Origin of the sequence: Rhabdaerophilum sp. (assembly GCF_046092605.1) — a bacterium.
GTDB lineage: Bacteria > Pseudomonadota > Alphaproteobacteria > Rhizobiales > Beijerinckiaceae > Rhabdaerophilum.
The window spans coordinates 1-24150 of record NZ_JBJTDY010000109.1; the positions used below are offsets into that span (position 1 = coordinate 1).

The window sequence follows — 24150 nt, forward strand, 5'->3', positions numbered from 1 at the left end:
ATGTCTCCGCGCATCTCTACACGGCCGAGGCCATCCAGCGCGCGGTGGAATGCGGGGTGCATTCCCTCGAACATTGCAACCTCATCACGCCGGAGGTCGCCAAACTCGCGGCGAAGGCGGGTGCGGTGGCTGTCCCCACGCTCGTCACTTACGACAAACTCGCTTCCGACGGCCCGAAGCTCGGCTTTCCGGCGGAATCGGTCGCGAAGATCGACGATGTGCGCCTCAAGGGCCTCGAATCCCTCGCGATCATGCGGGAGGTGGGCCTCGCCATGGCCTATGGCAGTGATCTGCTCGGGGCGATGCATGCCTATCAATCCGAGGAATTCGTCATCCGCGGCCGGGTTCTGCCGGCGAGGGAAGTCATCGCCTCGGCCACGCATGTCGCCGCGAAGCTCTGCCACATGGAGGGCCGCATCGGCGTGGTCGCGCCGGGCGCATATGCCGATCTCATCGTGGTGGATGGCGATCCGCTGAAGGATCTCTCGCTCCTCACCGGGCAGGGTCGCCACATGCCGATCATCCTGCGCGGCGGCAAGGTCGTGAAGCGCAAGGCCATCAACTGACGAGCCAAATCCGAAACCCAGACAACCAGAAGGCGCGCATGCGCTTCAACAGGGGAGACCATCATGACGATTGATCGCAGAACCATCCTTCAGGCAGGCGCGAGCGCCCTTGCCCTCGGGCTTGCGCCGCAAGGCGCTCTTGCGCAGGCCGAGGCCTTCCGCATCGGCGCGCTGAACCCGGTGACGGGTGCCGGCAGCCCTTACGGCTCCGGCATGGCCGCGATGATCCTCGCGGCGGTCGAGGAAGTGAATGCCGCGGGCGGTGCCGGCGGCCGCCAGCTGCAGGTCTTCGCGGATGACACGCAGACCAACCCGCAATCGGCCGTGCTCGCCGCGAAAAAGCTGATCGAGGTGAACAAGGTCAACGCGATCCTCGGCACCTGGTCCTCGGGCGTGTCGCTGGCGGTGATTCCGCTCGTGAATGATGCGAACATCCTGTTGATGCATACCTCCGGCGCGCCGGCTCTTTCCGTGCAGCCGGCCAATGCCAAGGGCTATGGCTATCGCTTCCAGGCCACGAATGACCGCTTCGGCCGCGCCTTCGCGGAGATCGCGGTGAAGGAGGGCTACAAGCGCCCGGCGACCATGGCCTTCAACAATGCCTCGGGCATCGGCAACACGCAGGGCTTCAAGAAGGCCTGGGAGGCCAAGGGCAACCAGGTGGTGGCCGAGGTCGTCTATGAACCCAATCAGCCGAGCTACCGCGCCGAGCTGCAGCGGGTGATGGCCGCGCGCCCGGATGTCATCGTGATGGGCTCCTTCCTGCCGGATACGACGATCATCCTGCGCGAGGCCTTCCAGACCGGCGCGAACGTGAAATGGATCATTCCCGGCTGGGCCGCGAACCCGCAGCTGGTATCCGCGCTCGGCAACGAGCCGACCGAGGGGATCATTTCGGTTGATTCCGTTTCGAACGAGCAGGCGGCCTCCTTCGCCCGCTATGATGAAGCCTATCGCCGGAAGATGTCCCAGCCCGGCGCGTCCAATGTCTATGCCGCGATGACCTATGACATGGTGATCGCGCTGGCCTTGGCGATCGAGGCGGCCGGACCGGGTGCCGGCACGGCCCAGATCAACGCGAAGATCCGCGAAGTGTCGAACCCTGGCGGCGAGAAGGTCTTCACCTTCGCCGATGGCAAGGCCGCGCTGAAGGCCGGCAGGAAGATCAATTACGAGGGGGCCTCCTCGGTACTGGATTTCGACGAGTTCGGTGATGTCACGCCCGATTTCGGCGTGTTCTTCATCACCAAGGGCAAGCTCGATCGCCGCTACGTGGTCAAGATCTGACGGCGTGGGGCCCGGCGCGCTCGCCCTCGCCGGGCCCTGATCTTCTTCCGCGTGGCAATGGTTCCCGCATGGCATTCTGGATCGAATTGCTGATTTCCGGCGTGGTGGCCGGGCTGATCATCGGGCTTTCCGCCCTGTCGATCACGCTCGTCTTCGGCATTGCGCGGTTTCCCAACGCGGCGACGGGCGACACCATGACCGTCGGCGCCTATGGCGCGCTCCTGGGGCATCGCGCGACGAATTCGCTGCTGGTCGGCGGCCTCACGGGGGCAGCGGCCGGGGCGCTTGTGGGTTTCCTCGGCTACTGGTTCATCTTCAAAAAACTCGCGCAGCGCTCCAATGTGGCGCTTCTCGTGGCTTCGATTGGCCTGGCTTTCGTGCTTCGCGCCATTCTCGGGGTCTCGTTCGGGCATTCGCAGCAGGTCTTCCAGTTGCCGCTGGTGCGGCCCTGGCGGATCGGCGGGGTGCCGGTCCATCCCAATGATCTCGTGCTCGCTGCGGCCTGCGCGATGATCCTCGCCATCGTCTTCGCGATCCTGCATCTCACGCCCGTCGGCCGGCGCATGCGCGCGGTGGCGGATGATCCGGCGCTCGCGCGTGTCTCGGGGATTTCCCCGTCGGGGGTGATGACCGTGCTCTGGTTGTTGGCCGGCGCGGTTTCGGCCTCGGCGGGAATCGTCGCGGGCATCAAGACCGTGGTTTCACCGGAAATGGGGTGGGACCTGCTGCTGCCGGCCTTCGCGGCGGCGATTGTCGGCGGCATCGGCAGCCCGGTCGGCGCGGTGGTGGCGGGATTGCTGATCGGCGTGGTGCAGGAACTCGCGACGCCCTTCGTGGGCTTCACCTACAAGATCGCCCTGTCATTCCTGATGATGCTCGTGGTGCTGCTGGTGCGCCCGCGCGGCCTCTTCGGCAAGCTGGAAGGCGCGCGCTGATGGAAGCCTATCTCATCGCCATCCTGATCGTCACGGCGATCTATGTGCTGCTCTCGCTCGGCCTCACGCTGCAATACGGGCTGACGGGCCTCATCAATTTCGGCCATGTCGGCTTTTTCTGCATCGGCGCTTACGCCGCCGCGATCCTCTCGACCGCTGGCGGCATGCCCATTGGCGTGGGGCTTCTCGCCGGCATGGTGCTCGCGGGTCTTGCGGCCATCCCCATCGGCCTTGTCGCGCTTCGATTGCGCGATGATTACTTCGCCATCGTCACGCTCGGCTTTTCTGAAACCGTGCGCCTTGTGGTGACCTCCGAGGGCTGGCTCACCAAGGGCGTGCAGGGCATTCCCGGCATCCCCAAGCTGATCGACGGGGTGGGCACCGGCCCGGCGCTGACGATCCTCGCGCTGGTTGGCCTCGCGAACCTTCTCGCGGTGATGGCCTTCCTGCGCATCGTGAAGAGCCCTTTCGGCCGGATGATCGAGGCGATCCGCGACAACGAGGATGCGGTGAAGGCCCTGGGCAAGGACCCCGCGCGCTTCAAGATCCAGGTTCTGGTGCTGGGGGCGGTTCTCGCCGGGCTCGCGGGAGGTTTTTACGCGCATTACATCGGCTACGTTTCGCCGGATCAATTCCTGCCGATCGTCACCTTCTATGTCTGGATGGCGATCATCATGGGCGGCGTGGGGCGCATTTCCGGCACGCTGCTTGGCACCTTGCTGCTGATGGGCTTCCTCGAGGGTTCGCGCTTCCTGCGCGACCTGCTGCCCTTCATCTCGGCGGTGGAGATGGCGAGCATCCGCATCGGCGTGGTCGGACTCGCGCTGATCCTCTTCACGCTCTACCGGCCGCAGGGCCTGATGGGCGATTACACGAGGCGCAAATGAAGCTGAGCCTCCATGACATTTCCGTCCGCTTCGGCGGCTTCAAGGCGGTGGATGGCGTGATCCTTGCAATCGAGCCGGGCACGCTCGTGGGCATTATCGGCCCGAATGGTGCGGGCAAATCGACCCTGTTCTCGATGGTCACCGGCTTCCTGCAGAATGGCGAGGGGACCGTGCTTCTGGGAGATGCCGATATCTCCCGCGAGGCGCCCTTCGACCGCGCGCGCCACGGCATGGTGCGCACCTTCCAGGTGCCGCGCGAATTCGCCCATCTCACGGTGCGCGAGAACCTGATGGCGGCGGCCCCCGGCCAGAGCGGCGAAAACCTCGTCGACCTCTTCTTCCGGCCCGGCAGGGTGCGCGCCGAGGAAGAGGCGATCCGCCGCGAGGCGGAGGAAACCATCGACTTCCTGAAGCTTCGCGCGGTGGCGGATACCTCCGCCGGGCGGCTCTCGGGTGGCCAGAAGAAGCTGCTCGAACTCGGCCGTGTGCTGATGACGAAGCCGAAGCTGATCCTTCTCGACGAGCCTTTCGCGGGTGTGAACCCGGTGCTGATAGAGGAACTCTCGGCCCATATCCGGGCGCTCAACCGGCGCGGCATCGGATTTGTCATCATCGAGCACGATCTCTCCGCGCTCTCCCGCCTCGTCAGCGTGCTGCATGTGATGGATCAGGGCAGGCTGCTGGCCTCGGGCACGCCCGCCGAGGTTCTTGCGCGCAAGGATGTGCGCGAAGCCTATCTGGGAGGCGCGGCATGAGCGTGCTCGAGGTCGTCAATCTCAGCGGCGGCTATTCCGAGGTGAACATCCTGAACGGCGTCACGGTCTCGGTCGGCCGCGGCGAGATCGTGACAGTGGCCGGCACCAACGGCGCGGGCAAATCCACCCTCGCCAAGGCCGTGGTGGGCCTGCTGCCCCGCGTGGAGGGTGAGGTCCGCTTCGAAGGGATGGTGATCAACGCCGTGCCGACGGAAATGCGCGCCAATCGCGGCATCGGCTATGTGCCGCAGGTCGCGAACATCTTTCCCTCCCTCACCGTGCAGGAAAATCTCGAGGTCGTGGTGGGTGTCGCCGACCGGCGGCAGCGCATCGCCGAGCTTTTCGCGGTCTTCCCCGCGCTTGCCGCGCGGCGCCGCGCGCGGGCCGGCTCGATGTCCGGCGGCGAGCGTCAGCAACTGGCCTATGCCCGCGCGCTGATGACCCGCCCGCGACTGATCGTGCTGGACGAACCCACGGCAGCTCTTTCGCCCGCGCTCGTGTCGGAAACCTTCGAGCGCATCCGGGCGCTTCCCGGCATCGGCGCGAGCGTGCTGCTCATCGAGCAGCGCGCGCGGCAGGCCTTGAGGATCTCCCATCGCGGTGTCATCCTTGATGGCGGACGTGTCGCGATGGAAGGTCCGGCCGATCGCCTGCTGGCCGACGAGCGGGCGGCAAACCTCTATCTTGGTCAACATCACGGCTGATCCAATGCTCAAGGAAAGCGAATCCCTGTTCTGCTATGCGGTTTCCGAATTTGGCGAGCCGCTGGTTCCGCTTCGCATGCCGATGCCGGAGCCGAAGGGGACCGAGGTTCTGCTGAAGGTCGATGCGGCGGGCGTGTGCCACAGCGATCTCCATATCTGCCATGGCTTTTATGATCTTGGTGGCGGCAAGCGTCTCCTGATGGGGGATCGGGGCATCAGGCTGCCGGTCATCATGGGGCACGAGATCTGCGGCACCGTGGTCAGCGCGGGGCCGGAGGCAGAGGGCGTCACGACCGGCGTGCGCAAGCTCGCCTTTCCGTGGATCGGCTGCGGCTCCTGCGAGACCTGCGCGCGCGGGGAGGAGCATTACTGCCTCTCGCCGCGCTTTCTCGGCATCTTCCGGCCGGGCGGCTATGCCAGCCATGTGCTGGTGCCGCATCCGCGCTATCTGCTCGACATCGGCGCGATGGAGCCGGCCATTGCGGCACCCTTCGCCTGTTCCGGGCTGACGGCCTACAGCGCCCTGCGGAAGATCCCCGAATCCGTGCTGAAGAGCGAGCCTATCGTGCTGTTTGGTGCCGGCGGGGTGGGTCTCATGTGCCTCACGCTGCTCCGCATGCTCGGCGCGCGGGGTGCAATCGTGGTCGATATCGACGCGACGAAACGCGCGACGGCGCTGGAACTCGGGGCCCTCGCGGCTTTCGACGGGCAGGACCCCAACCTCGTGGATTCGATCAAGGCGGCAAGCGCGACCGGGAAAGGTGTTCGTGCCGCCATCGATTTCGTCGGCGTGCCATCAACGGTGCAGACCGGGTTCGATTCCCTCATGAAAGGCGGAACCCAGGTGATCGTCGGGTTGATCGGCGGCGCGATCAGCCTGTCGATCCCGCTCATCGCCTCCCGGGCCATCGCCATCCAGGGCAGTTATGTCGGCAGCCTCGCCGAACTCGATGAACTGATGCAGCTGGTTCGCAGAAGGCCGCCCGAGCCGCTGCCTGCCCGCCGGCGGGCGCTGGCCGAGGCGAATGCCGCCCTCGCCGAACTCGATGCCGGCCGCGTCATCGGGCGCACGATTCTCTGTCCCTGAGATTCCGCAAGGCAAAGATGCCAGACCAGCCCGAGAGGCGGCTTGGCCGCTGCCCGGGCCGGGTGATGAACCTCGCCGAGCTTGCCTGACGGCTGTTTCAATTGGCTCCACGCCGCAGCCTGTCTGAACCGCCCCGGTTTTGCCGGAGCCTGCTTCATCTGAGTCACGCCGCCCGCTTCTGCTCGTGGAGCATGGCCAAAGCCTGCTTCGGCAGCGGCAAGCGATGTTCCCGACGCATCTTCATGCCCTCGGATGGGCAGAAATCATTCCCACTCGATCGTGCCGGGCGGTTTCGAGGTGATGTCGTAGGTGACGCGGTTGATGCCCTTCACCTCATTGATGATGCGCGTCGCCACGCGGCCAAGGAAGGCCATGTCGAAGGGGTAGAAATCGGCCGTCATGCCATCCACCGAGGTCACGGCGCGCAAGGCGCAGACGTGATCATAGGTGCGGCCATCGCCCATCACGCCGACACTGCGCACCGGCAGCAGCACGGCGAAAGCCTGCCAGATCGTGTCGTAGAGCCCGGCCTTGCGGATTTCCTCGAGATAGATCGCGTCCGCCTCGCGCAGCATATCGGCCTTCTCGCGGGTGATCTCGCCGGGAATGCGGATCGCGAGGCCCGGGCCGGGGAAGGGATGACGTCCCACGAAGGTCTCGGGCAGGCCGAGTTCGCGGCCAAGCGCCCGCACCTCGTCCTTGAAGAGCTCGCGCAGGGGTTCCACGAGCTTCAGCTTCATGCGCTCAGGCAGGCCGCCCACATTGTGATGGCTCTTGATGGTGACGCTGGGTCCGCCCGAAAAGCTCACGCTTTCAATCACATCCGGGTAGAGGGTGCCCTGCGCGAGGAATTCCGCCGGTTGTTGCCCGTCTTTTGCGATCTTCTTCGCCTGCGCCTCGAACACATCGATGAAGAGCTTGCCGATGGTCTTGCGCTTCACCTCCGGGTCAGAGATGCCGGCCAGCGCGCCAAGGAAGGTCTCGCTCGCATCCACATGCACGAGCGGAATGTGATAGTGCCCGCGGAACAGGTTCACCACCTCCTCGCTCTCGCCCTTCCGCATCAGCCCGTGATCGACATAGACGCATGTCAGCTGGTCGCCGATTGCCTCGTGGATCAGCACGGCGGCGACGCTCGAATCCACCCCGCCGGAGAGGCCGCAGATCACCTTGCCCTTGCCCACCTGCTCGCGGATTTTCGCAATCATCTCTGCGCGATAGGCGCCCATGGTCCAATCGGATTTGAGCCCCGCGATTTGATGCACGAAATTCGCGATCAGCCTGCCGCCATCGGGCGTATGCACGACTTCGGGGTGAAACATCGTGGTGTAGATGCGGCGCTTTTCATCCGTGGCGATGGCGAAGGGCGCGTTCTCGCTCACAGCCTTCACGCTGAAGCCCTCTGGGAGCTTCGTCACGCGGTCGCCATGGCTCATCCAGACCGGATAGCGCTGGCCCACTTCCCAGAGCCTGTCGAAGAGCGCTGAAGCCTCCTTGATCTCGATATCCGCACGGCCGAATTCGGCGGCATGTCCGCCCTCCACCACGCCGCCGAGCTGAACGGCGGTGGTCTGCTGGCCGTAGCAGATCGCCATGATCGGCAGGCCACTTGCGAACACCGCCTCCGGCGCACGGGGGCTGCCCGCGCGCGTCACGCTATCCGGCCCGCCCGACAGGATGATCGCCTTGGGGCGCAGCTTCAGGAAGGCCTCATCCGCCTTCTGGTAGGGGTGGATTTCGCAGTAGACACCGGTCTCGCGCACGCGCCGGGCGATGAGCTGTGTCACCTGCGAGCCGAAATCGATGATGAGAACGGTGTCGTGGTTGGGAAGCGTCATGGCCAGCCTTTCGGCAATCAGGTGGAACGTGTGGAAACGGACATGAAAAAGCCGTCGGTATCCGTGCGATGCGGCGAGAGCAGCAGGCCAAGCCCGGAAACGTCCCGATGCCGGCCGATGGAATCCAGCCCGGTGGCCCTGGCATTCGCGGCGGGGTCGAGAACCCTGAAATCCGGGTTTGCGGCCAGAAAGTCCCTGATCTGCGCGCCATTCTCGGCATCAAGCAGCGAGCAGGTGATGTAGACGAGCCGGCCACCAGGCTTCACGTAACGCCTGGCCTGCGCGAGCAAGCCGCGCTGCTCTTCGCGGCGCATCTCCAGCGCGTTGGGCCTGAGGCGCCATTTCGCATCGGGGTGCCGGCGCCATGTGCCGGTGCCAGTGCAGGGCGCATCGACCAGCACAAGATCGCATTTGCCGGCAAGATCGTCGAGCTTCGCCGGTTCCTTCCCCTTGGGCGTGCGCACCTGCACGTTCCGCACACCGGCGCGCGTGAGGCGCTCATGGATGGGGGCGAGGCGACGCGCATCGTTGTCGGTCGCGAAGATCTGGCCCTTGTTGTTCATCTCCGCGGCCATGGCGAGGGTCTTGCCGCCCCCGCCTGCGCAGAGATCCAGCACCTGCATGCCCGGCTTCGCGCCTGCGAGAAGGGCAGCGAGTTGCGAGCCCTCATCCTGGATTTCCACCGCCCCCTTGATGAAGGCCGGCTCGGCCTGGATATAGGGCGCGCGTCCCTCGGCATTGGGCTTGAACCGCAGGCCATAGGGCGAGAACGGTGTAGCCTCAGGTTCGAGATGGCCAAGCGCCTCCATCGCCTTGAGGCGGATCAGCTTCAGCGCGTTGACGCGCGCATCGACCGGCGCGCGGGAGGCGAGCGCAGCCGCCTCTTCCACACGGGCCTCGCCGAAGCTCCTGGCGAGTTCCGCATCGAGCCATTCCGGGTAGTTGCCACGCACATGCGCCGGCGCATCGGAGAGATCGGCCGCGGAAAGCGCCGCGCGCTCGGCCTCGGAGAGCGGGGCGGGTGCGAAGCGTTCGCCTGTGAAAAGCGCAGCGATCGCCTCCGCCTCCATGCCGCGCAGCAGGCGCAGCATGCCGAGCAGGGCGGCGCGGCCGGATTGTGTTCTCAACGCATCGTCTTCACGCGAACCGGTATCCACTTCGCTTGGCGATGCTTCTGCTTCGGCCCGCCACCCCATGATCCATTGGGCCGAGGCTTTCACGCGCAGGGTGTCGTGCACGAGGTTGCCGATGGCATTGCGATCGCCCGAACCGGCATAGCGGTTGGCCTTGCCCCAATCCGCCAGAGCGGGCCCGAGCGGCCGCTTGCGGTCGAGAATCTCGTCGAGAAGCGCAATGGCGGCGGAGAGGCGGGCAGAGGGGGTCATTGGCGGATCGCTTGGCGTGAAGGCCCGGACAAGTCAAGCCAATCGGCCGCCGGAAACGGATCGTTACCCTTTCCTCACCATTTCCCTTCAAAACCAATCCATGCGCCGCGTTTCTGCCACGATTCGGGCCGAAGGCCTCAAGCCGCTGGTTCTGCGGTCGAACCGGCTCCACGGCGGAGCCTGGCCGCCCGCAGATTCAGTTCGTTTATCAGGAGTAGACTCATGAAGAAGATCATCAACGGCGTGTTCGCGGCCGCCATGCTCATCTCGGTCGCGGCTTGCGCCTCCTCGCAGGCCCAGCAGACCGATCTGACCCCGCCGGCGCGTGGCATTGATGCCAAGACGCAGCTGGAATGCGGCACGAAGCGCGCCTGCCGCTGAGCGGTTCACGCCTTTTCCGAAATCGAAAGCCCGCCTCACGGCGGGCTTTTTTATTGGGCCCTTTTTTCATGGAGGCCTTTTTTCATGACGCGCTTTTCTCATGGCGGGCTTTTTCATGGCGGGCAGGATCGCAAGGACGATGAACCGCCCGCACCTCAGACACGCGTCGGATAATTCGGGCTTTCGCGGGTGATGGTCACATCATGCGCGTGGCTCTCGCGCAGGCCCGCATTGGTGATGCGGATGAACTCGACCTTCTCCTGCATGTCCTTGATGGTTTTCGCGCCGACATAACCCATGGCGGCTTTCAGGCCGCCCGCGAGTTGGTGGACGACATTCGCAACGGGCCCCTTGTAGGGCACCTGGCCTTCGATGCCCTCGGGCACGAGCTTCATCGAATCCCTGATTTCCGCCTGGAAATAACGATCCGCCGAGCCGCGTGCCATCGCACCCAGCGAGCCCATGCCGCGATAGGCCTTGTAGGAGCGGCCCTGATAGAGAAACACCTCGCCGGGGCTTTCATCCGTGCCCGCCAGCAGCGAGCCGATCATGGCGCAGGAGGCGCCCGCCGCGAGCGCCTTGGCGAGATCGCCGGAATACTTGATGCCGCCATCGGCGATCACCGGCACATCTTCCCTCGCAGCCGCCTCGGCCGATTCCAGGATCGCCGTGAGCTGCGGGACGCCCACGCCCGCGACGATGCGCGTCGTGCAGATCGAACCCGGGCCGATGCCGATCTTCACGGCATCCGCACCGGCATCGATCAGCGCCCTGGTGCCGGCGGCCGTCGCCACGTTGCCGGCGATGACCTCAACGGCATTCGAGAGTTTCTTGATGCGCGCGACCGCATCGAGAACCTGCTGGGAATGGCCGTGGGCGGTATCAACCACCACGCAATCGACACCCGCGTCGATCAGGAGTTCCGTGCGACGATAGCCTTCCTCGCCGGTGGTCGTGGCCGCGGCGACACGCAGGCGACCCTCGCTGTCCTTGTTGGCGTTGGGGTTGAGGCGCGCCTTTTCGATATCCTTCACGGTGAGCAGGCCCACGCAGCGATAATCGCCATCGACAACGAGCAGCTTCTCGATGCGATGGCGGTGGAAGAGCTGGCGCGCCTCGGCCTGCGTCACATTCTCGCGCACGGTCACGAGATTCTCGTGGCTGGTCATCAATTCGCGGACGGGCTGGTCCATGTGCTCGGCGAAGCGCACGTCGCGATGGGTGATGATGCCCACGAGCTTGCCGGATTTGGAACTGCCGTTCGGGCCGCTATCGGCCACCACCGGCAGGCCGTTGATGCCCTTGGCCTTCATGATGGCCAGCGCCTCGCCGAGGGTCGAATCCGGGGTAATCGTCACCGGGTTCATCACGATGCCGCTCTCGAAACGCTTCACCTGCCGCACATTGTCGGCCTGTTCCTCTGGCGCAAGGTTGCGATGGACGACGCCCAGGCCGCCGGCCTGCGCCATGGCGATGGCGAGGCGGGCTTCCGTCACCGTGTCCATCGCCGAAGAGACGATCGGCAGATTGAGGCTGATGGAGCGCGTGAGCCGCGTGCGCAGATCGGTTTCCGCCGGGAGCACCTCGGAATGGCCGGGGCGCATGAGCACGTCGTCAAAGGTGAGCGCTTCGGGAATTCCGGCGGAAAAAGATTTCGGCATGCCAACACTCCTGTTCTTGACGGGCGCAAGCAGCATCTGGCGATGCGATGTGGCAGCCGCATGACGACAAGCGCGGAGCCGGCCCGACCAATGTTGGCGCGCATCCCTACACCCAAGCCGGGCGAAAGGGGAAGCGCCTCTTGTGAAAAAAGCTCGAAATTCGCACCCCGCATCGCCGCCGCCGCTCACGGCGCAGATTGCAACCCTGCATCGGCGTTCCCGCATCGGTTAGGATTGACGCATCGCCGCAAGCATCAGGAAACAGGCCAGACGGGGTTGCGTCCGGACAAGGCGCGACCCATAACATGCAGCGAGCAAGACGCATCAGGGCAATCAGGAACAGGGAGAGAGGAATGGCTGCGCTGAACGGGCTTGTCGCCGGGCTGGTGATCTTTCTCGGAGGGCATCTCGTCTCCCGCTTCACCGGGCTCCGCCAGGCCCTGGTGAACCGTTTCGGACCGAACCTCTATCGCTCGCTTTATTCGCTGGTGGCACTGATGGGTTTCGCGCTCATCATCCATGGCTTCGGCGTCTATCGCGCCGCAGGCTATATTCCGGTCTGGGAGCCGCCACGGTTCCTCGCGCATCTCTCGATCTTGCTGGTCTGGCCGGCCTTCATCCTGCTGGCCGCGACCTATCTGCCGGGATTGATCAAGGCGAAGGCGAAGCACCCGATGCTCGCGGCCGTGAAGCTCTGGGCCACGGCGCATCTGCTGGCGAATGGCGATCTTGGTTCCATCCTGCTCTTCGGCTCGTTCCTGGGCTGGGCGGTCTATGCCCGGATCGCGGTGAAGCGCTCCGGTGCGCTGACCATGCCCGCGCCATCCGGCTTTACCCGGAATGACGTGATCGCCGTGGTTGTCGGCACGCTTGTCGCGCTCGCCTTCATGTTCGGCCTGCATCGCACGCTGATCGGGGTAGGAATCTTCGGCGTTTGACGATAAGGCGTTCCCACGAGACGAAAACAGGTCGCGCCGTGCGATCCGCTTGAGAATTGGGAAGCCCGATGTCCGATATCTTTCGCGAGGTGGATGAGGAAGTCCGCCGCGACAAGGCGAATGAACTGTGGAAGAAGCACGGGCCGAAATTCATCGCGGCTGCGCTGCTGTTCATCGCCAGTGTCGCCGGTTGGCAATTCTGGCAATCCCAGCAACTCAAGCAGCGCGCCGCCGCCGGCGCGGCCTTCGAGGCGGCCATTGCCGAAGCCAATGGCGACAAGCCCGAGGCGCAGGCCAGCCTGACCGCTCTTTCGGCCGGCAGGAGCGGCTCCTATCCCGCCCTGGCGCGCATCCGGCTCGCTTCGGAAATGGCCCGTGCCGCTAAGGACGACTCGGCGCGCGCCAATGCGATCTCCGCCTTCGACGCGATTGCCGCCGATTCGGCGCTGCCGAATGAATGGCGCGAGCTTGCGAAACTGCGCGCGGGCCTCTTGCTCGTCGATACCGCACCGCTCGCGGAGATCGAGAAGCGGCTCTCGCCGCTGATTTCGGCCAATGGAATCCTCCGCCATTCCGCGCGGGAGGGCGTGGCGCTCTCGGCCTGGAAGCACAAGGAGAACGCGAAAGCGCTCGATGCGCTGCAGGCGATCATCCTGGATGCGAAAACGCCGCAGGGCTTGCGCCAGCGCGCCGAATTGCTGCTTGCGGTGGTGCGCGCCGGCCCGATCAGATGAGGCCGTCGTGCTGAAACTCGCGCTGGTGGGGAGACCGAACGTCGGCAAATCGACCCTGTTCAACCGCCTCGTGGGCAAGAAGCTCGCGCTGGTGGATGATCGGCCGGGCGTGACGCGCGATCGCCGTCTCGGCGAAGCCCGCATCGGGCCGGAACGTTTCACCGTGATTGATACGGCGGGCCTCGAGGATGCCGCCGCCGACATCCTCTCCGCGCGCATGCGCCAGCAGACGGAAGCGGCCATCGCTGAAAGCGATGGCGTGATTTTCCTCATCGATGGCCGCGCCGGATTGATGCCCGATGACCGGCATTTCGCCGAACTCGTGCGCCGTTCGGGCAAGCCCGTCATTCTTGCCGCCAACAAGGTCGAGGGAAAGCAGGGCATGGCCGGTGCCTATGAGGCGTTCAGCCTCGGCCTCGGGGATCCGCTCGCGATTTCGGCCGAGCATGGCGAGGGCATGGGCGAACTTTATGAGGCCATTCTCGCGCAGCTCGATGCCAAGGCCGAGCGCGAGGCGGACCTGGTGCACGAGCCGGAGAGCGATGAGGCCGAGACCGATCTCGACGTCTTCGACGCGGATGACGAGGAAGGCGAGGAAGGCGAGGATCTCGAGAATTCCAGCAAGCCCCTGCGCATCGCGATTCTGGGGCGCCCGAATGCGGGCAAATCCACGCTGATCAACACGATGCTGGGCGAGGAACGCCTGCTTGTCGGGCCGGAGGCGGGGATCACGCGTGATTCCATCGGGCTAGATTGGGAATGGCGCGGGCGCAAGGTGAAGGTGTTCGACACCGCAGGCCTGCGCAAGCGCGCACGCATCGAGGACAAGGTGGAGAAGCTCGCCGCGGGCGATGCCATCCGTGCCGCGAAATTCGCGGAGGTCGTGGTGGTGCTGCTCGACGCGACGATCGCGCTCGAGAAGCAGGATCTCACCATCATCGATCTCATCGAGCGCGAGGGCCGCGCCGTGGTGATCGGGCTCAACAAATGGGACCTGATCGAGACGCGCGGCGCCACACTCTCGACGCTCAGGGAAGAGACGCAGCGCCTGCTGCCGCAGGTGAAGGGCTGCCCCATCGTGCCGCTTTCGGGCCTTGCGGGGCAGGGCATCGACAAGCTCATGGAAGGCGTTGTTTCCGCCTGGAAGGTGTGGAACGCGCGCGTTTCCACGGCGAAGCTCAATCGCTGGCTCGAAGGTGTCACCCAGAACCACCCGCCGCCGGCCGTGTCGGGGCGTCGCATCAAGCTGCGCTATGCCACGCAGGTGAAGACGCGCCCGCCACATTTCGCGATCTTCGGCAACCAGCTCGATGCCTTGCCCGAGGCCTATCGCCGCTATCTCGTGAATTCCCTGCGCGAGAACTTCAACCTGCCGGGCACGCCGATCCGGCTTTCCTTGCGGACGAGCGAGAACCCTTACGAGAACCGCCGCAAGCGGGGCTGATCTGCGCCTTGCGCGAGGGCGTGTTCAGTCTGACGATCCCGCCAATCTCGGTGTTGACGCAGGTATCGAGGCAGGCCTTTCGGCTGCTCTTGCGGTGCGGGATGTTTCCCCACGCGCCACCACCGCTTTGGTCGAGGTGGAGAAGGCCACGTCTCGCGGCGCACCAACAGCAAGCCAGGGAAATGATCCGGGTTACGCCGGCGCGCGGAAGCTCAGCACCGCCCGGCGGGGGAAATCGAAGATCTTGCCCGTCTCCTGCCAATCGGGTGCGGCCATCGCCACGAGATGCGGGGTGATCTCGTGCGGGGCGGGAAGCGACATCGGGTCCTCGCCCGGCGCGGCCTCGGCGCGCATGCGGGTGCGCGTGCGGCCCGGATTGACCAGCATCACCTTGATGTTCGTGATGTTCCGCACTTCTTCCGCCCAATCCCGGCACATCAGGTCGAGTGCCGCCTTCGAGGCGCCGTAGCAGCCCCAATAGGCGTTCGCATTCGAGCCCGCGGCTGAGGAGATGAAGATCGCGCGACCGGCTTTCGAAGCCCGAAGCAGCGGGTCCATCGAACGGATGAGACGGAAATTCGCCGTCACGTTGATCGCGAAAACGCGCTCCCAGTGCTTCGGTTCGATATGGTTCAGCGGCGAGATCGGCCCGAGGGTCGCGCCATTGCCAACCAGCACATCCAGCTTGCCCCAACGCTCGTGGATGGAAAGCCCGAGGCGATCCAGCGCATCGAAATCCGTGAGGTCGAGCGGCACCAATGTCGCTGAACCGCCGATGGCCTTGATCTCGTCATCCAGCGATTCAAGCCCGCCCACCGTGCGCGCCAGCGCGATGACATGGGCACCGGCTTTGGCGAAGGCGAGGGCGGTTTCCCGTCCGATGCCGCGCGAGGCGCCCGTGACGAGCGCGATGCGGCCGGAAAGCACTTTCTCGGTCATGGTGTCAGCTGGCCTCGGCGAGGAGGGAGAGTTGCTTCACGCTCTCGCCCACCACATCCGCGATGGGCGTGGGGTAATCGCCGGTGAAGTAATGGTCGGTATATTGCGGCTCGGCATTGTTGCGACCGGGTTCGCCCAGCGCGCGATAGAGCCCATCGATCGAGATGAAGGAGAGACTCTCGACGCCGAGATAGGTGCGCATTTCCTCGATCGTCATGCGTGCGGCCAGCAGCTTGTCCTGCTCGGGCATGTCGATACCGTAGAAATCCGGATACCGGATGGGTGGGGAAGCAATTCGGAAATGCACTTCCGTGGCACCCGCCTCGCGCATCATGGTCACAATCTTGCGGGAGGTTGTCCCGCGCACGATGGAATCATCGACCAGCACCACACGCTTGCCCGCGATCACCGCGCGATTGGCCGAGTGCTTCATGCGCACGCCGAGTTCACGCACGCTTTGCGTGGGCTGGATGAAGGTGCGGCCCACATAATGGTTGCGGATGATGCCGAGTTCGTAGGGAATGCCCGATTTCTGTGCAAAGCCGATCGCCGCGGGCACGCCGGAATCCGGCACAGGCACCACCACATCGGCGGAGATCGGCGTCTCCATCGCGAGTTCCGAACCGATATTCTTGCGGACCTCGTAAACGTTCATTCCGCCAGCCACCGAATCCGGCCGGGAAAAATAGACATATTCGAAGATGCAGGGCCGGGGCTTCCGGGGCGGGAAGGGCCTGAGGCTCTCGATCTGGCCTTCCTCGATCACCAGAATCTCGCCCGGCTCCACCTCGCGCTCGAATTTCGCGCCGATGATGTCGAGCGCGCAGGTCTCCGAGGCAAGGATCGGGCAACCATCGAGGCGGCCGAGCACCAGCGGGCGGATGCCCAAAGGGTCACGCGCGCCGATCAGCTTCTTGTTGGTCATGCCCACCAGCGCATAGGCCCCCTGGACCTGCGAAAGCGTCTCGATGAAGCGATCCACAAAGCGATTGCGCTTCGAGCGCGCCACGAGATGCAGGATCACCTCGGTATCCGAGGTTGCCTGGTAGATCGCGCCCTCGGCGATGAGCTGGCGGCGAAGGGTCAACCCATTCGTGAGATTGCCGTTATGCGCCACCGCGAAGCCGCCCACGGAAAGTTCCGCGAAAAGCGGCTGCACATTGCGAAGGATGGTCTCGCCGGTCGTCGAATAGCGTGTGTGCCCGATCGCGGTGTTGCCCGGCAGCTGGTCGATCACGCTCTTCTTCGAGAAGTTGTCGCCCACAAGTCCGAGGCGGCGCTCGGAATGGAAGCGCGTGCCATCGAACGAGACGATGCCGGCCGCCTCCTGCCCGCGATGCTGGAGGGCATGCAGGCCGAGAGCCGTGATCGCGGCCGCATCGGGGTGGCCATGAATACCGAACACCCCGCATTCCTCGCGCAGGTGGTCCGCATCACGAAAGGGATGGTCGTCCCCGAAATCGCGTTCATCCATCGGTTCGGCTTTGTTCATGACCGACAATCCTAGCAGGGGAGACGAATGCGCCGGGTCGTCCTTAAGGCTTGGGCTGGGGGGCGGCCGGCGGCGTTATCGGGGCCGGAGGCACAGGGGCACCGGGACCGGATTGCTTGAATTCCTCCGTCGCCTTCTTGATGGGCGTTGCGATCGATTCGTCGAGATTTTCCGGAAGTATCGCCTTCAGGCGTTCCCAGCTCGTGGTGAGAACGGGCCGGAACTTCGCTTCCGAAACCCATTGCGGCTGCTGCTTCTCGGCCACGAGCCAAGAAAAGAAGCCGAAGCCGATAATGGCGAGCAGGAAACCACGCGCCGCGCCGAACAGGAAGCCGAGGGTTCGATCCAGCGCGCCAATGCGGCTGTCCAGGATGAAATCCGAGAGCTTCGAGGTGACGATATAGCTCACCATCAGGGTGACAAGGAACACGCTACCGAATGCAAGGCCATTCACCAGCAGCGGCGGCTGCTTCGCCACATACTGCACCACATAGGGCGCGGCCTGTGGATAAAAGAAATAGGCGACCACGGCCGCCATCGCCCAGGAGGCAATCGCCAGCACCTCACGCGTGAAACCGCGCACCATCGCAAGAAGGCCCGAAACAAGCACGATTCCAATAACGAGAAGATCGAGAATGGTAACCGGCATTGGGACTCCTTGGGGCGAACGCCAATGCGCCGCATATAACGGCTCGCTTCGGCTTCGTCACCCCGTCTCGGCGGTGCTCAGCCGGAAATTGACGCGGAACTTCGGGGTTTGGCCTTGCCGCCGGCAATCTTGGCCACGACATCGGCGATCTGGCGCAGGGGATGCAGGGCAAGGCCCAGCTTCGCCCCGGCATCCTGGACCCCTTCCGGCAGCAGGGCTTGCGTGAAGCCGAGCTTCACGGCCTCCTTCAGCCTTGCAGCCGCTTGCGGAACGGGCCGCACCAGGCCGGAGAGGCTCACCTCGCCGAACAGCGCCATCTGCGCGGGGATCGGCACATCCGCGAGCGAGGAGACGAGCGCGGCCGCCACCGCGAGATCCGCCGCGGGTTCCATGATGCGGAATCCGCCCGCGACATTCATGTAGACATCATGCTGGCCCAGGCGAACGCCCGCGCGCGCTTCCAGCACGGCCAGCACCATGGCGAGGCGGCTCGAATCCCAGCCCACAACCGCGCGGCGTGGCGTGCCGAGCGCGGAGGGAGTCACCAGCGCCTGAATCTCGATCAGCAGCGGCCGCGTGCCCTCCATGCCGGCAAAGACCGCCGTGCCGGAGACCGTGGCATCGCGCGCGCCGAGAAAGAGGGCAGAGGGGTTCGGCACCTCGACGAGACCCTCGGCGCTCATCTCGAAGACGCCGATCTCATCGGTTGCGCCGAAGCGGTTCTTCACCGCGCGCAGGATTCGGAAATGATGGCCCGCATCGCCCTCGAAGCTCATCACGGCATCGACCATGTGCTCGACCACGCGCGGGCCGGCGATCTGGCCGTCCTTGGTCACGTGGCCCACGAGGATGATCGCCGCGCCGGAACTCTTGGCGAAGCGGATCAACCCTTGCGCTGCCGCGCGCACCTGGGTCACCGTGCCGGGCGCGGCTTCTGCCGCCTCGGTCCACATGGTCTGGATCGAATCAATGATGACGAGGCGTGGCGGGGCACCCTGGCCGAGGGTGGTGAGGATATCCTCGACGCTCGTCTCCGCCGCGAGTTCCACCGGGGCGGATTCCAGCCCGAGACGCTGGGCGCGCAGACGCACCTGACCGGCGCTTTCCTCGCCCGAGATGTAGATTGCGCGGAAATTCCTGCGCGCGACCGCGGCCGCCGCCTGGATGAGCAGCGTGGATTTTCCGATGCCCGGTTCGCCACCGAGCAGGATCACCGAGCCTTTCACGAAGCCGCCGCCGGTCACGCGGTCCAGTTCCGCGATGCCGCTCGCGATGCGCGGGGCATCCATCGCTTCGCCCGTCAGGTTTTCGAGCGCGAAGACGCGTCCCTTCCTCAGCCGCGCGCCACCACTGGCAACTGGCGCGGCTGTGGCAGCCGTTGCGGCTTCCTCGGCGATGGAATTCCATTCGCCGCAGGCATCGCATTTGCCCTGCCAGCGCTGGTGGACCGCGCCGCAGGCCTGGCAGGCGAAGGTGGATGTGCGCTTGGCCAAGATCTTTCCGTTCGGGCGCGAGGGCTGAGACGAATCCGTTGCATGTTAGGCTGGTTTCGTGGGGCATTGAAATGGGGGCGCGGACCCGGATCGGAAGTCTGGAGGCAGGGATCCTTTAAGAGTCGCGTTCTAAACTGCGGGTTGCAATTGACGGATCTGGAGCCGCTTCATGTCTTCCGGGGTCAGCGCCTCGACGTTCGCCCGTGCCAACTCATCCTCGTCGGCCAATGCCCTGGCCCTTCGCAAACGCGTGCTGACCCAATTCCAGATCCGCACTGAGAAGGACGCGGCGAACGCGACCGTGAATGTGCTGAACCAGAGCCTTGAAGCCCAGCGTATCCGCAAGCCCGACGCGCGATCGCTGATGCAGATCCTCAATATTCAGGCCTGATCCACGTAAAGCCGCTCGTATCGCCTCCCGAGATTGGTGAGGATTTCGTAGCCGATGGTCCTCGCGGCCTCGCCCACGCGGTCGATGTCGAGGCCATCGCCGATCAGCGTCGCGAAATCGCCGATCTTCACGCTGCCCCGGGGCAGGCGGGTGATATCCACCGTGATGAGATCCATCGAGACATTGCCCGCGAAGGGGCATTCCCGGCCCGCGATGATCGCATAACCGCCGGCGCGATCAGGTTTCGCGCCGGCATTGCGCGGATAGCCATCGGCATAGCCGCAGGAGAGAGTTGCGATCAGGCTGTCGCGCGTCGCGCGGAAATTCGAATTGTAGCCCACGGTCTCGCCGGCCGGGACGGGCGTGATCTGGATCACCGGTGCCTCAAGCCGCACCACGGCGCGCATCGGGTTCTTCCGTCCCGGCGTGGGGTTGCCACCATAGAGCGCATAGCCGGGCCGCGAGAGCGGATAGCGGCCGGCCGCGGCCGTGAAATGTCCCGAGGAATTGCAGAGGCTAAGGCGAAGAGGCTGATTCGATGTCGAAAGTTCCGGAATCGATGCGCGAGCCTCCTGAATCAGCGTCTCAAGCTCGCCGAACACCCCGATCTGCCGTGCCGTCATCATGTCATCCGGCACTTCCGACGAGACGAAGTGGCTCATGACAAGTGAGAGGTCGTCCCACGGGATTTCGCCCGCGCCGAGCAAATCGCGGAAGATTTCCGGGCGCAGCCCGAGCCGGTTCATGCCGGTATCGACATGCAGGGCCGCGCGCTCCGCCTCGGGCTCCTCATCGCGATAGGCCTGCCAGGCCGTGATTTCCGACACTGTTCCGAGCACGGGCGCGAGCCGATGGGCGCGATAGGCCCCGAGATCACCCGCCGCGAGGCCGTTCAGCACGAAGATTTCGCCCTCGGGCAGCACCGCGCGGGCACGAATGCCCTCGGAGAGATGGGCGACGAAGAAGCTGCGGCAACCGGCCTTGTGCAGGGCCGGGGCGGCCTTCTCGATCCCCAGTCCATAGGCATCCGCCTTGATGACCGCCCCCGCCAAGCCCGGCGCGTTGAGCGCATTGAGTTTTCGCCAATTGTCGGCCAGGGCCCCGAGATCGATCGTGAGCCGCGCGGCCTGCGAGGCGAGGCGGCTCATTCCAGCCGCTCCGGCAGGTAATCTTCCTTCGCGAGGTCGGAGAACTTCGTGATGTTCGCCTCGAATTGCAGCTGCACCGTGCCGGTGGGGCCGTGACGCTGCTTGCCGATGATCACCTCGGCCTTGCCATGCACGCGCTCCATCTCCTGCTGCCACTTCAGGTGCTCTTCGCTGCCGGGCTTGGGCTCGCGGTTGTTGAGGTAATATTCCTCGCGGTAGACGAACATCACCACGTCCGCGTCCTGCTCGATCGAGCCGGATTCGCGCAGGTCCGAGAGCTGCGGGCGCTTGTCGTCGCGGTTTTCGACCTGGCGCGAGAGCTGCGAGAGCGCGATGATCGGCACATTCAGTTCCTTCGCCAGCGCCTTCATGCCCGTGGTGATCTCGGTCAGCTCCTGCACGCGGTTCTCGCCCTTCTTCGAGGCACCGGAAAGAAGCTGGAGGTAGTCGACCACGAGGAGATCCAGCCCGTGCTGGCGCTTCAGGCGCCGCGCGCGCGCCGCCAATTGTGCGATGGAAATGCCGCCGGACTGGTCGATGTGAAGCGGAATGCTCTGCATTTCGGCGACAGCCTGATGCAGGCGGCCGAATTCCTCGCTCGAAACGTCACCGCGCCGGATCTTGAAGGAGGGCACGCCGGATTGTTCGGCGATGATACGGGTTGCGAGCTGTTCGGCGCTCATTTCGAGGCTGAAAAAGCCGACAATGCCGCCCGAGACCGTCTTCAACATGCCATCGGGCTGGCGTTCGCCGCGCCAGGCCCGCGCGATATTGTAGGCGATGTTCGTGGCCAGCGAGGTCTTGCCCATGCCGGGGCGGCCCGCGAGGATGATGAGGTCGCTTCGCTGCAGGCCGCCCATGCGCTGGTCGAGATCCGAGAGCCCCGTCGCGGTGCCCGAAAGGCCGCCATCGCGCTTGTAGGCCTCGCTCGCCATCTGGATCGCGAGGGTCAGCGCCGAGGAGAAGCTCTGGAAGCCGCCTTCGAAACGGCCGCTTTCCGCGAGCGCATAGAGCTTGCGCTCGGCTTCCTCAATCTGCTGGCGGGGTATGTCCTCCACCGGCGCATCATAGGCGCGGCCCGCCATGTCCTCGCCGATCGTGATGAGCGTGCGCCGGAGCGCCAGATCATGCACCGTGCGGCCATATTCGCCGGCATTCGAGATGGTTGTCGCCGCGGCTGCGAGACGGCCGAGATAGGTGGAAACCGTGATGCCGCCGAGATCGACATCCGGCAGATAGGTCTTGATGGTGATGGGTACCGCGACCTTGCCGGCCTTCAGCAGCTTGCCCATCACGTCGAAGATCGCGCCGTGGATCTTCTCGTAGAAATGCTCGGGCTGGAGAAAATCCGACACGCGGTCGAAGGCCTCGTTGTTCACGAGGATCGCGCCCAGCAGGGCCTGCTCCGCCTCCAGATTATGCGGAGCGAGCCGCAAAGGCTGTTCCGGTGAGCTGTCCGGGGCAAGGCGGGCGAGGGCAACCATGGTCGTGATCGTTTCCGTCCGGATGTCCGGTCTCTTGCTTCGGTTCTGCGGCTCTTCCGGGGATTGATCGCGCCACGCGCCACGGCGGCCTGCCGATTGCCCGTTTCGCGATTCCCAAGTCGCCTTCAGCAGAAGCGCAAAGGCCGCGAACAAAAAAGGCCCCCCGTTTCCGGGAGGCCGCATGATGAGCGATTCACACAGTGATTCACAGGCAAAAAATATTGGCCGGGCGCTGTGCATCCTGCCGCTTGAGTGCGGCAGAAAAGCCTCAGAGCTCCGCGCCCGGGCCGGCATCGGCGAGGGCCGCGCCGATTTCGAGGCCGAGATCGTCGAGGTTGTCCTCCTCGCGCACCAGCACATTCTCGCCGCGTGACTGGCGCTCGGCCTCTTCGGGCGAACGGGCGACATTGATCGTCACGCCAACCGAGACTTCCGGGTGCAGGACGATCGAGACCTGATGCAGGCCGAGCGTCTTGATCGGGGTATCGAGCGCCACCTGGCCGCGGTTCAGCGTGAAGCCGCCGGCGGTGACCACATCGGTGATGTCGCGCGCGGAGACCGAACCATAGAGCACGCCCGATTCGCCGGCCTGGCGGATGAGGGTGAAGCTCTGGCCATCGAGCTTGCCGCCCACGGCCTCGGCGTCCTTCCTGCGGGCGAGGTTGTTGGCTTCGAGCTGGGCGCGCTCGGCCGCAAATTTCGACTTGTTCGCTTCGGTCGCGCGGAGCGCCTTGTTGCGCGGGAGAAGGAAGTTGCGGGCATAGCCGTCCTTCACCTTCACCACATCGCCCATCTGGCCCAGCTTGGCCACGCGTTCGAGGAGAATCACTTCCATGGTCTTTGCTCCGTTTGAGGTCGTCTTGTCCGGGGTTGAGGTTCAGCGGTCTCAGCGCTTGCGGTTGCGCAGGTCGAGAAGGTGATCGGCTATGCCGACGCCCACGAGGAGCAGGGCCGGCAGACCGAAAATGAAGATCGAGCCCCAGGCTGCCGCCAGCAGCAGCCCGCGGCCATTCTGGCCGGCGAGGCGCATATGCAGCACCGCAAGGCCCTGAAGCATCAGCAGGAAACCAAGTCCCAAGGCGAGGATCGCCGCGAAGACACCGGTATAGCCATCCCACATGCCGACCAGCAGCGTGGCACCGAGCAGGATGAGGCTGCCGCCGGGCAGGCGGAACCCGTTGAACGCCGGCTTCCCATAGATCAAACGGCCCGAACGCTCCGCCACCATCGCACCGAAGGCCGCGCTCATCACCAGCGTCACGATGATGATGAGACCGGAAAACGGCAGCATGATCGACGCCATCAGTTCGACGACCCGGTTGAAAGTTGCGGGGTCCGCCAGCGCCGGGTTGCCGGGGACGGACATGACCCGCAGGCCATCGGCCACGAATTCACGCAAATGCGACATGAAGCGCGCATAATCCGGCTCGATCCATAGCGACGTGACCACGATCACCATCGCGAGATAGCCGGCCATGGCCAGCGCGAGCTGGCCCGTGAGGATGCCGTCGCGGCGGATATCCCGATCCGGCGCGGCAAAGGCACGCTCGGCCGCCGCGGGGATGACAAAGGCCGGCAAGGCGAAAAGGGTGGCGAAGGCCATCGCGGCGCGATTGCCGGTGGCAAGGTCGATCAGGATCGCGCCGAACAATCCGGCAAGGGCACCTGCCAGCGCGTGCCAGCCGAAGCTCGTGATGAAGAGCGGCAGCGGTGCCACGAGAAACAGGAAGGCGAGCGACACCACCCCCGGCGTCAGCATCCCCGAAAGGAGCGCCGAGGCAAAGCCCGCAAGGCCCGCCAGAAGGACGATCTGCACCATCGTCTCGTTGTCCCGAAACCGGATTTTCCGGCGGTTCGAAGCGAAAAGCGCGTGAGGCGGCGTCTTTTCGGTTCAGCGGATCCGAGCGGATTTCAACCGCCCGGACGACTTTCCAGGAGCATTTTCCAGCGAA

General features: G+C 64.9%; 23 protein-coding genes. 12 read left to right on the forward strand and 11 right to left on the reverse strand.

All coding sequences use genetic code 11. The annotated features are described in order from the left end of the window. From ACKODO_RS08395 to ACKODO_RS08425, 7 genes are all read left to right on the forward strand, one after another. Nucleotides 1–566, forward strand: a 566-nt coding sequence (locus ACKODO_RS08395; protein ID WP_408982987.1) for an amidohydrolase family protein, incomplete at its 5' end; no start/stop codon positions are given. Between the two features lie 63 nt (nt 567–629). After that, complete coding sequence (locus ACKODO_RS08400; RefSeq protein WP_408982988.1) at nt 630–1853, forward strand: ABC transporter substrate-binding protein; 1224 nt, start codon at nt 630–632, stop codon at nt 1851–1853. 68 nt (nt 1854–1921) lie between these two features. Next, on the forward strand, nt 1922–2788 hold the full coding sequence (locus ACKODO_RS08405; protein WP_408982989.1) for a branched-chain amino acid ABC transporter permease: 867 nt from the start codon (nt 1922–1924) through the stop codon (nt 2786–2788). Then, nucleotides 2788–3675, forward strand: coding sequence for a branched-chain amino acid ABC transporter permease (locus ACKODO_RS08410; RefSeq protein ID WP_408982990.1), 888 nt, complete (start codon nt 2788–2790; stop codon nt 3673–3675). Before ACKODO_RS08405 ends, ACKODO_RS08410 begins: the two co-directional genes overlap by 1 nt. Further along, entirely contained in the window at nt 3672–4430 is a 759-nt protein-coding gene (locus ACKODO_RS08415; protein WP_408982991.1) for an ABC transporter ATP-binding protein, read from the forward strand. Before ACKODO_RS08410 ends, ACKODO_RS08415 begins: the two co-directional genes overlap by 4 nt. Beyond that, nucleotides 4427–5134: an ABC transporter ATP-binding protein gene (locus ACKODO_RS08420; protein ID WP_408982992.1), complete on the forward strand. Its 708-nt coding sequence runs from the start codon at nt 4427–4429 to the stop codon at nt 5132–5134. The genes ACKODO_RS08415 and ACKODO_RS08420 overlap by 4 nt, the downstream gene beginning before the upstream one ends. Nucleotides 5135–5159: 25 nt before the next feature. After that, nucleotides 5160–6221, forward strand: coding sequence for an alcohol dehydrogenase (locus ACKODO_RS08425; RefSeq protein WP_408983043.1), 1062 nt, complete (start codon nt 5160–5162; stop codon nt 6219–6221). A gap of 263 nt (nt 6222–6484) precedes the next feature. Here ACKODO_RS08425 and guaA read toward each other — a convergent pair whose 3' ends face one another. Both guaA and ACKODO_RS08435 read right to left on the reverse strand, forming a co-directional pair. After that, a complete protein-coding gene (gene guaA, locus ACKODO_RS08430) occupies nt 6485–8059 on the reverse strand; it encodes a glutamine-hydrolyzing GMP synthase (RefSeq protein ID WP_408982993.1) in 1575 nt (524 codons plus the stop codon). 17 nt (nt 8060–8076) lie between these two features. Continuing rightward, entirely contained in the window at nt 8077–9444 is a 1368-nt protein-coding gene (locus ACKODO_RS08435; RefSeq protein ID WP_408982994.1) for an RsmB/NOP family class I SAM-dependent RNA methyltransferase, read from the reverse strand. A gap of 222 nt (nt 9445–9666) precedes the next feature. Here ACKODO_RS08435 and ACKODO_RS08440 point away from each other — a divergent pair, with 222 nt between their 5' ends. Then, nucleotides 9667–9825 carry a hypothetical protein gene (locus tag ACKODO_RS08440; RefSeq protein WP_408982995.1) on the forward strand — a complete coding sequence of 53 codons (159 nt, stop codon included), beginning with the start codon at nt 9667–9669 and terminating at the stop codon, nt 9823–9825. Between the two features lie 155 nt (nt 9826–9980). Here ACKODO_RS08440 and guaB read toward each other — a convergent pair whose 3' ends face one another. Further along, nucleotides 9981–11486, reverse strand: a complete 1506-nt coding sequence (gene guaB, locus ACKODO_RS08445; RefSeq protein ID WP_408982996.1) for an IMP dehydrogenase — start codon at nt 11484–11486, stop codon at nt 9981–9983. Between the two features lie 353 nt (nt 11487–11839). Here guaB and ACKODO_RS08450 point away from each other — a divergent pair, with 353 nt between their 5' ends. The 3 genes from ACKODO_RS08450 (at nt 11840) to der (ending at nt 14602) form a co-directional block, all read left to right on the forward strand. Then, on the forward strand, nt 11840–12424 hold the full coding sequence (locus tag ACKODO_RS08450; protein ID WP_408982997.1) for an NnrU family protein: 585 nt from the start codon (nt 11840–11842) through the stop codon (nt 12422–12424). A 68-nt stretch (nt 12425–12492) separates the two neighbouring features. Continuing rightward, nucleotides 12493–13158 carry a tetratricopeptide repeat protein gene (locus tag ACKODO_RS08455; protein ID WP_408982998.1) on the forward strand — a complete coding sequence of 222 codons (666 nt, stop codon included), beginning with the start codon at nt 12493–12495 and terminating at the stop codon, nt 13156–13158. A 7-nt stretch (nt 13159–13165) separates the two neighbouring features. After that, a complete protein-coding gene (gene der / locus ACKODO_RS08460; protein WP_408982999.1) occupies nt 13166–14602 on the forward strand; it encodes a ribosome biogenesis GTPase Der in 1437 nt (478 codons plus the stop codon). A 192-nt stretch (nt 14603–14794) separates the two neighbouring features. On the opposite strand, the gene ACKODO_RS08465 is transcribed toward der, so the two are convergent. From ACKODO_RS08465 to radA, 4 genes are all read right to left on the reverse strand, one after another. Next, nucleotides 14795–15541, reverse strand: coding sequence for an SDR family NAD(P)-dependent oxidoreductase (locus tag ACKODO_RS08465; RefSeq protein ID WP_408983000.1), 747 nt, complete (start codon nt 15539–15541; stop codon nt 14795–14797). A 4-nt stretch (nt 15542–15545) separates the two neighbouring features. After that, a complete protein-coding gene (gene purF, locus ACKODO_RS08470; RefSeq protein WP_408983001.1) occupies nt 15546–17033 on the reverse strand; it encodes an amidophosphoribosyltransferase in 1488 nt (495 codons plus the stop codon). Between the two features lie 43 nt (nt 17034–17076). Further along, the gene (locus ACKODO_RS08475) at nt 17077–17682 is read right to left on the reverse strand and encodes a CvpA family protein (RefSeq protein ID WP_408983002.1); all 606 of its coding nucleotides are present in this window, start codon (nt 17680–17682) and stop codon (nt 17077–17079) included. A gap of 77 nt (nt 17683–17759) precedes the next feature. Then, entirely contained in the window at nt 17760–19175 is a 1416-nt protein-coding gene (gene radA / locus ACKODO_RS08480; RefSeq protein ID WP_408983003.1) for a DNA repair protein RadA, read from the reverse strand. 169 nt (nt 19176–19344) lie between these two features. Here radA and ACKODO_RS08485 point away from each other — a divergent pair, with 169 nt between their 5' ends. Next, nucleotides 19345–19566 carry a hypothetical protein gene (locus ACKODO_RS08485; RefSeq protein WP_408983004.1) on the forward strand — a complete coding sequence of 74 codons (222 nt, stop codon included), beginning with the start codon at nt 19345–19347 and terminating at the stop codon, nt 19564–19566. Here ACKODO_RS08485 and alr read toward each other — a convergent pair. The 4 genes from alr to ACKODO_RS08505 form a co-directional block, all read right to left on the reverse strand. Then, on the reverse strand, nt 19557–20714 hold the full coding sequence (gene alr, locus ACKODO_RS08490; protein WP_408983005.1) for an alanine racemase: 1158 nt from the start codon (nt 20712–20714) through the stop codon (nt 19557–19559). The genes ACKODO_RS08485 and alr overlap by 10 nt on opposite strands. Continuing rightward, nucleotides 20711–22198 carry a replicative DNA helicase gene (locus ACKODO_RS08495; protein ID WP_408983006.1) on the reverse strand — a complete coding sequence of 496 codons (1488 nt, stop codon included), beginning with the start codon at nt 22196–22198 and terminating at the stop codon, nt 20711–20713. Before ACKODO_RS08495 ends, alr begins: the two co-directional genes overlap by 4 nt. Before the next feature lie 268 nt (nt 22199–22466). Continuing rightward, nucleotides 22467–23033 (reverse strand): 50S ribosomal protein L9, encoded by a 567-nt coding sequence (rplI, locus tag ACKODO_RS08500; protein WP_408983007.1) that lies wholly within the window; start codon nt 23031–23033, stop codon nt 22467–22469. A gap of 51 nt (nt 23034–23084) precedes the next feature. Continuing rightward, nucleotides 23085–24017, reverse strand: coding sequence for a DUF2232 domain-containing protein (locus tag ACKODO_RS08505; RefSeq protein ID WP_408983008.1), 933 nt, complete (start codon nt 24015–24017; stop codon nt 23085–23087). Nucleotides 24018–24150 lie beyond the last annotated feature (133 nt).

What these genes read in the sequence shown, in the direction of transcription:
- ACKODO_RS08400 (WP_408982988.1), top strand. Translation starts at nt 630, where the DNA reads ATGACGATTGATCGCAGAACCATCCTTCAGGCAGGCGCGAGCGCCCTT.
- ACKODO_RS08405 (WP_408982989.1), top strand. Translation starts at nt 1,922, where the DNA reads ATGGCATTCTGGATCGAATTGCTGATTTCCGGCGTGGTGGCCGGGCTG.
- ACKODO_RS08410 (WP_408982990.1), top strand. Translation starts at nt 2,788, where the DNA reads ATGGAAGCCTATCTCATCGCCATCCTGATCGTCACGGCGATCTATGTG.
- ACKODO_RS08415 (WP_408982991.1), top strand. Translation starts at nt 3,672, where the DNA reads ATGAAGCTGAGCCTCCATGACATTTCCGTCCGCTTCGGCGGCTTCAAG.
- ACKODO_RS08420 (WP_408982992.1), top strand. Translation starts at nt 4,427, where the DNA reads ATGAGCGTGCTCGAGGTCGTCAATCTCAGCGGCGGCTATTCCGAGGTG.
- guaA (WP_408982993.1), bottom strand. Translation starts at nt 8,059, where the DNA reads ATGACGCTTCCCAACCACGACACCGTTCTCATCATCGATTTCGGCTCG.
- ACKODO_RS08435 (WP_408982994.1), bottom strand. Translation starts at nt 9,444, where the DNA reads ATGACCCCCTCTGCCCGCCTCTCCGCCGCCATTGCGCTTCTCGACGAG.
- ACKODO_RS08440 (WP_408982995.1), top strand. Translation starts at nt 9,667, where the DNA reads ATGAAGAAGATCATCAACGGCGTGTTCGCGGCCGCCATGCTCATCTCG.
- guaB (WP_408982996.1), bottom strand. Translation starts at nt 11,486, where the DNA reads ATGCCGAAATCTTTTTCCGCCGGAATTCCCGAAGCGCTCACCTTTGAC.
- ACKODO_RS08450 (WP_408982997.1), top strand. Translation starts at nt 11,840, where the DNA reads ATGGCTGCGCTGAACGGGCTTGTCGCCGGGCTGGTGATCTTTCTCGGA.
- ACKODO_RS08455 (WP_408982998.1), top strand. Translation starts at nt 12,493, where the DNA reads ATGTCCGATATCTTTCGCGAGGTGGATGAGGAAGTCCGCCGCGACAAG.
- ACKODO_RS08465 (WP_408983000.1), bottom strand. Translation starts at nt 15,541, where the DNA reads ATGACCGAGAAAGTGCTTTCCGGCCGCATCGCGCTCGTCACGGGCGCC.
- purF (WP_408983001.1), bottom strand. Translation starts at nt 17,033, where the DNA reads ATGAACAAAGCCGAACCGATGGATGAACGCGATTTCGGGGACGACCAT.
- ACKODO_RS08475 (WP_408983002.1), bottom strand. Translation starts at nt 17,682, where the DNA reads ATGCCGGTTACCATTCTCGATCTTCTCGTTATTGGAATCGTGCTTGTT.
- ACKODO_RS08485 (WP_408983004.1), top strand. Translation starts at nt 19,345, where the DNA reads ATGTCTTCCGGGGTCAGCGCCTCGACGTTCGCCCGTGCCAACTCATCC.
- alr (WP_408983005.1), bottom strand. Translation starts at nt 20,714, where the DNA reads ATGAGCCGCCTCGCCTCGCAGGCCGCGCGGCTCACGATCGATCTCGGG.
- ACKODO_RS08495 (WP_408983006.1), bottom strand. Translation starts at nt 22,198, where the DNA reads ATGGTTGCCCTCGCCCGCCTTGCCCCGGACAGCTCACCGGAACAGCCT.
- rplI (WP_408983007.1), bottom strand. Translation starts at nt 23,033, where the DNA reads ATGGAAGTGATTCTCCTCGAACGCGTGGCCAAGCTGGGCCAGATGGGC.
- ACKODO_RS08505 (WP_408983008.1), bottom strand. Translation starts at nt 24,017, where the DNA reads ATGGTGCAGATCGTCCTTCTGGCGGGCCTTGCGGGCTTTGCCTCGGCG.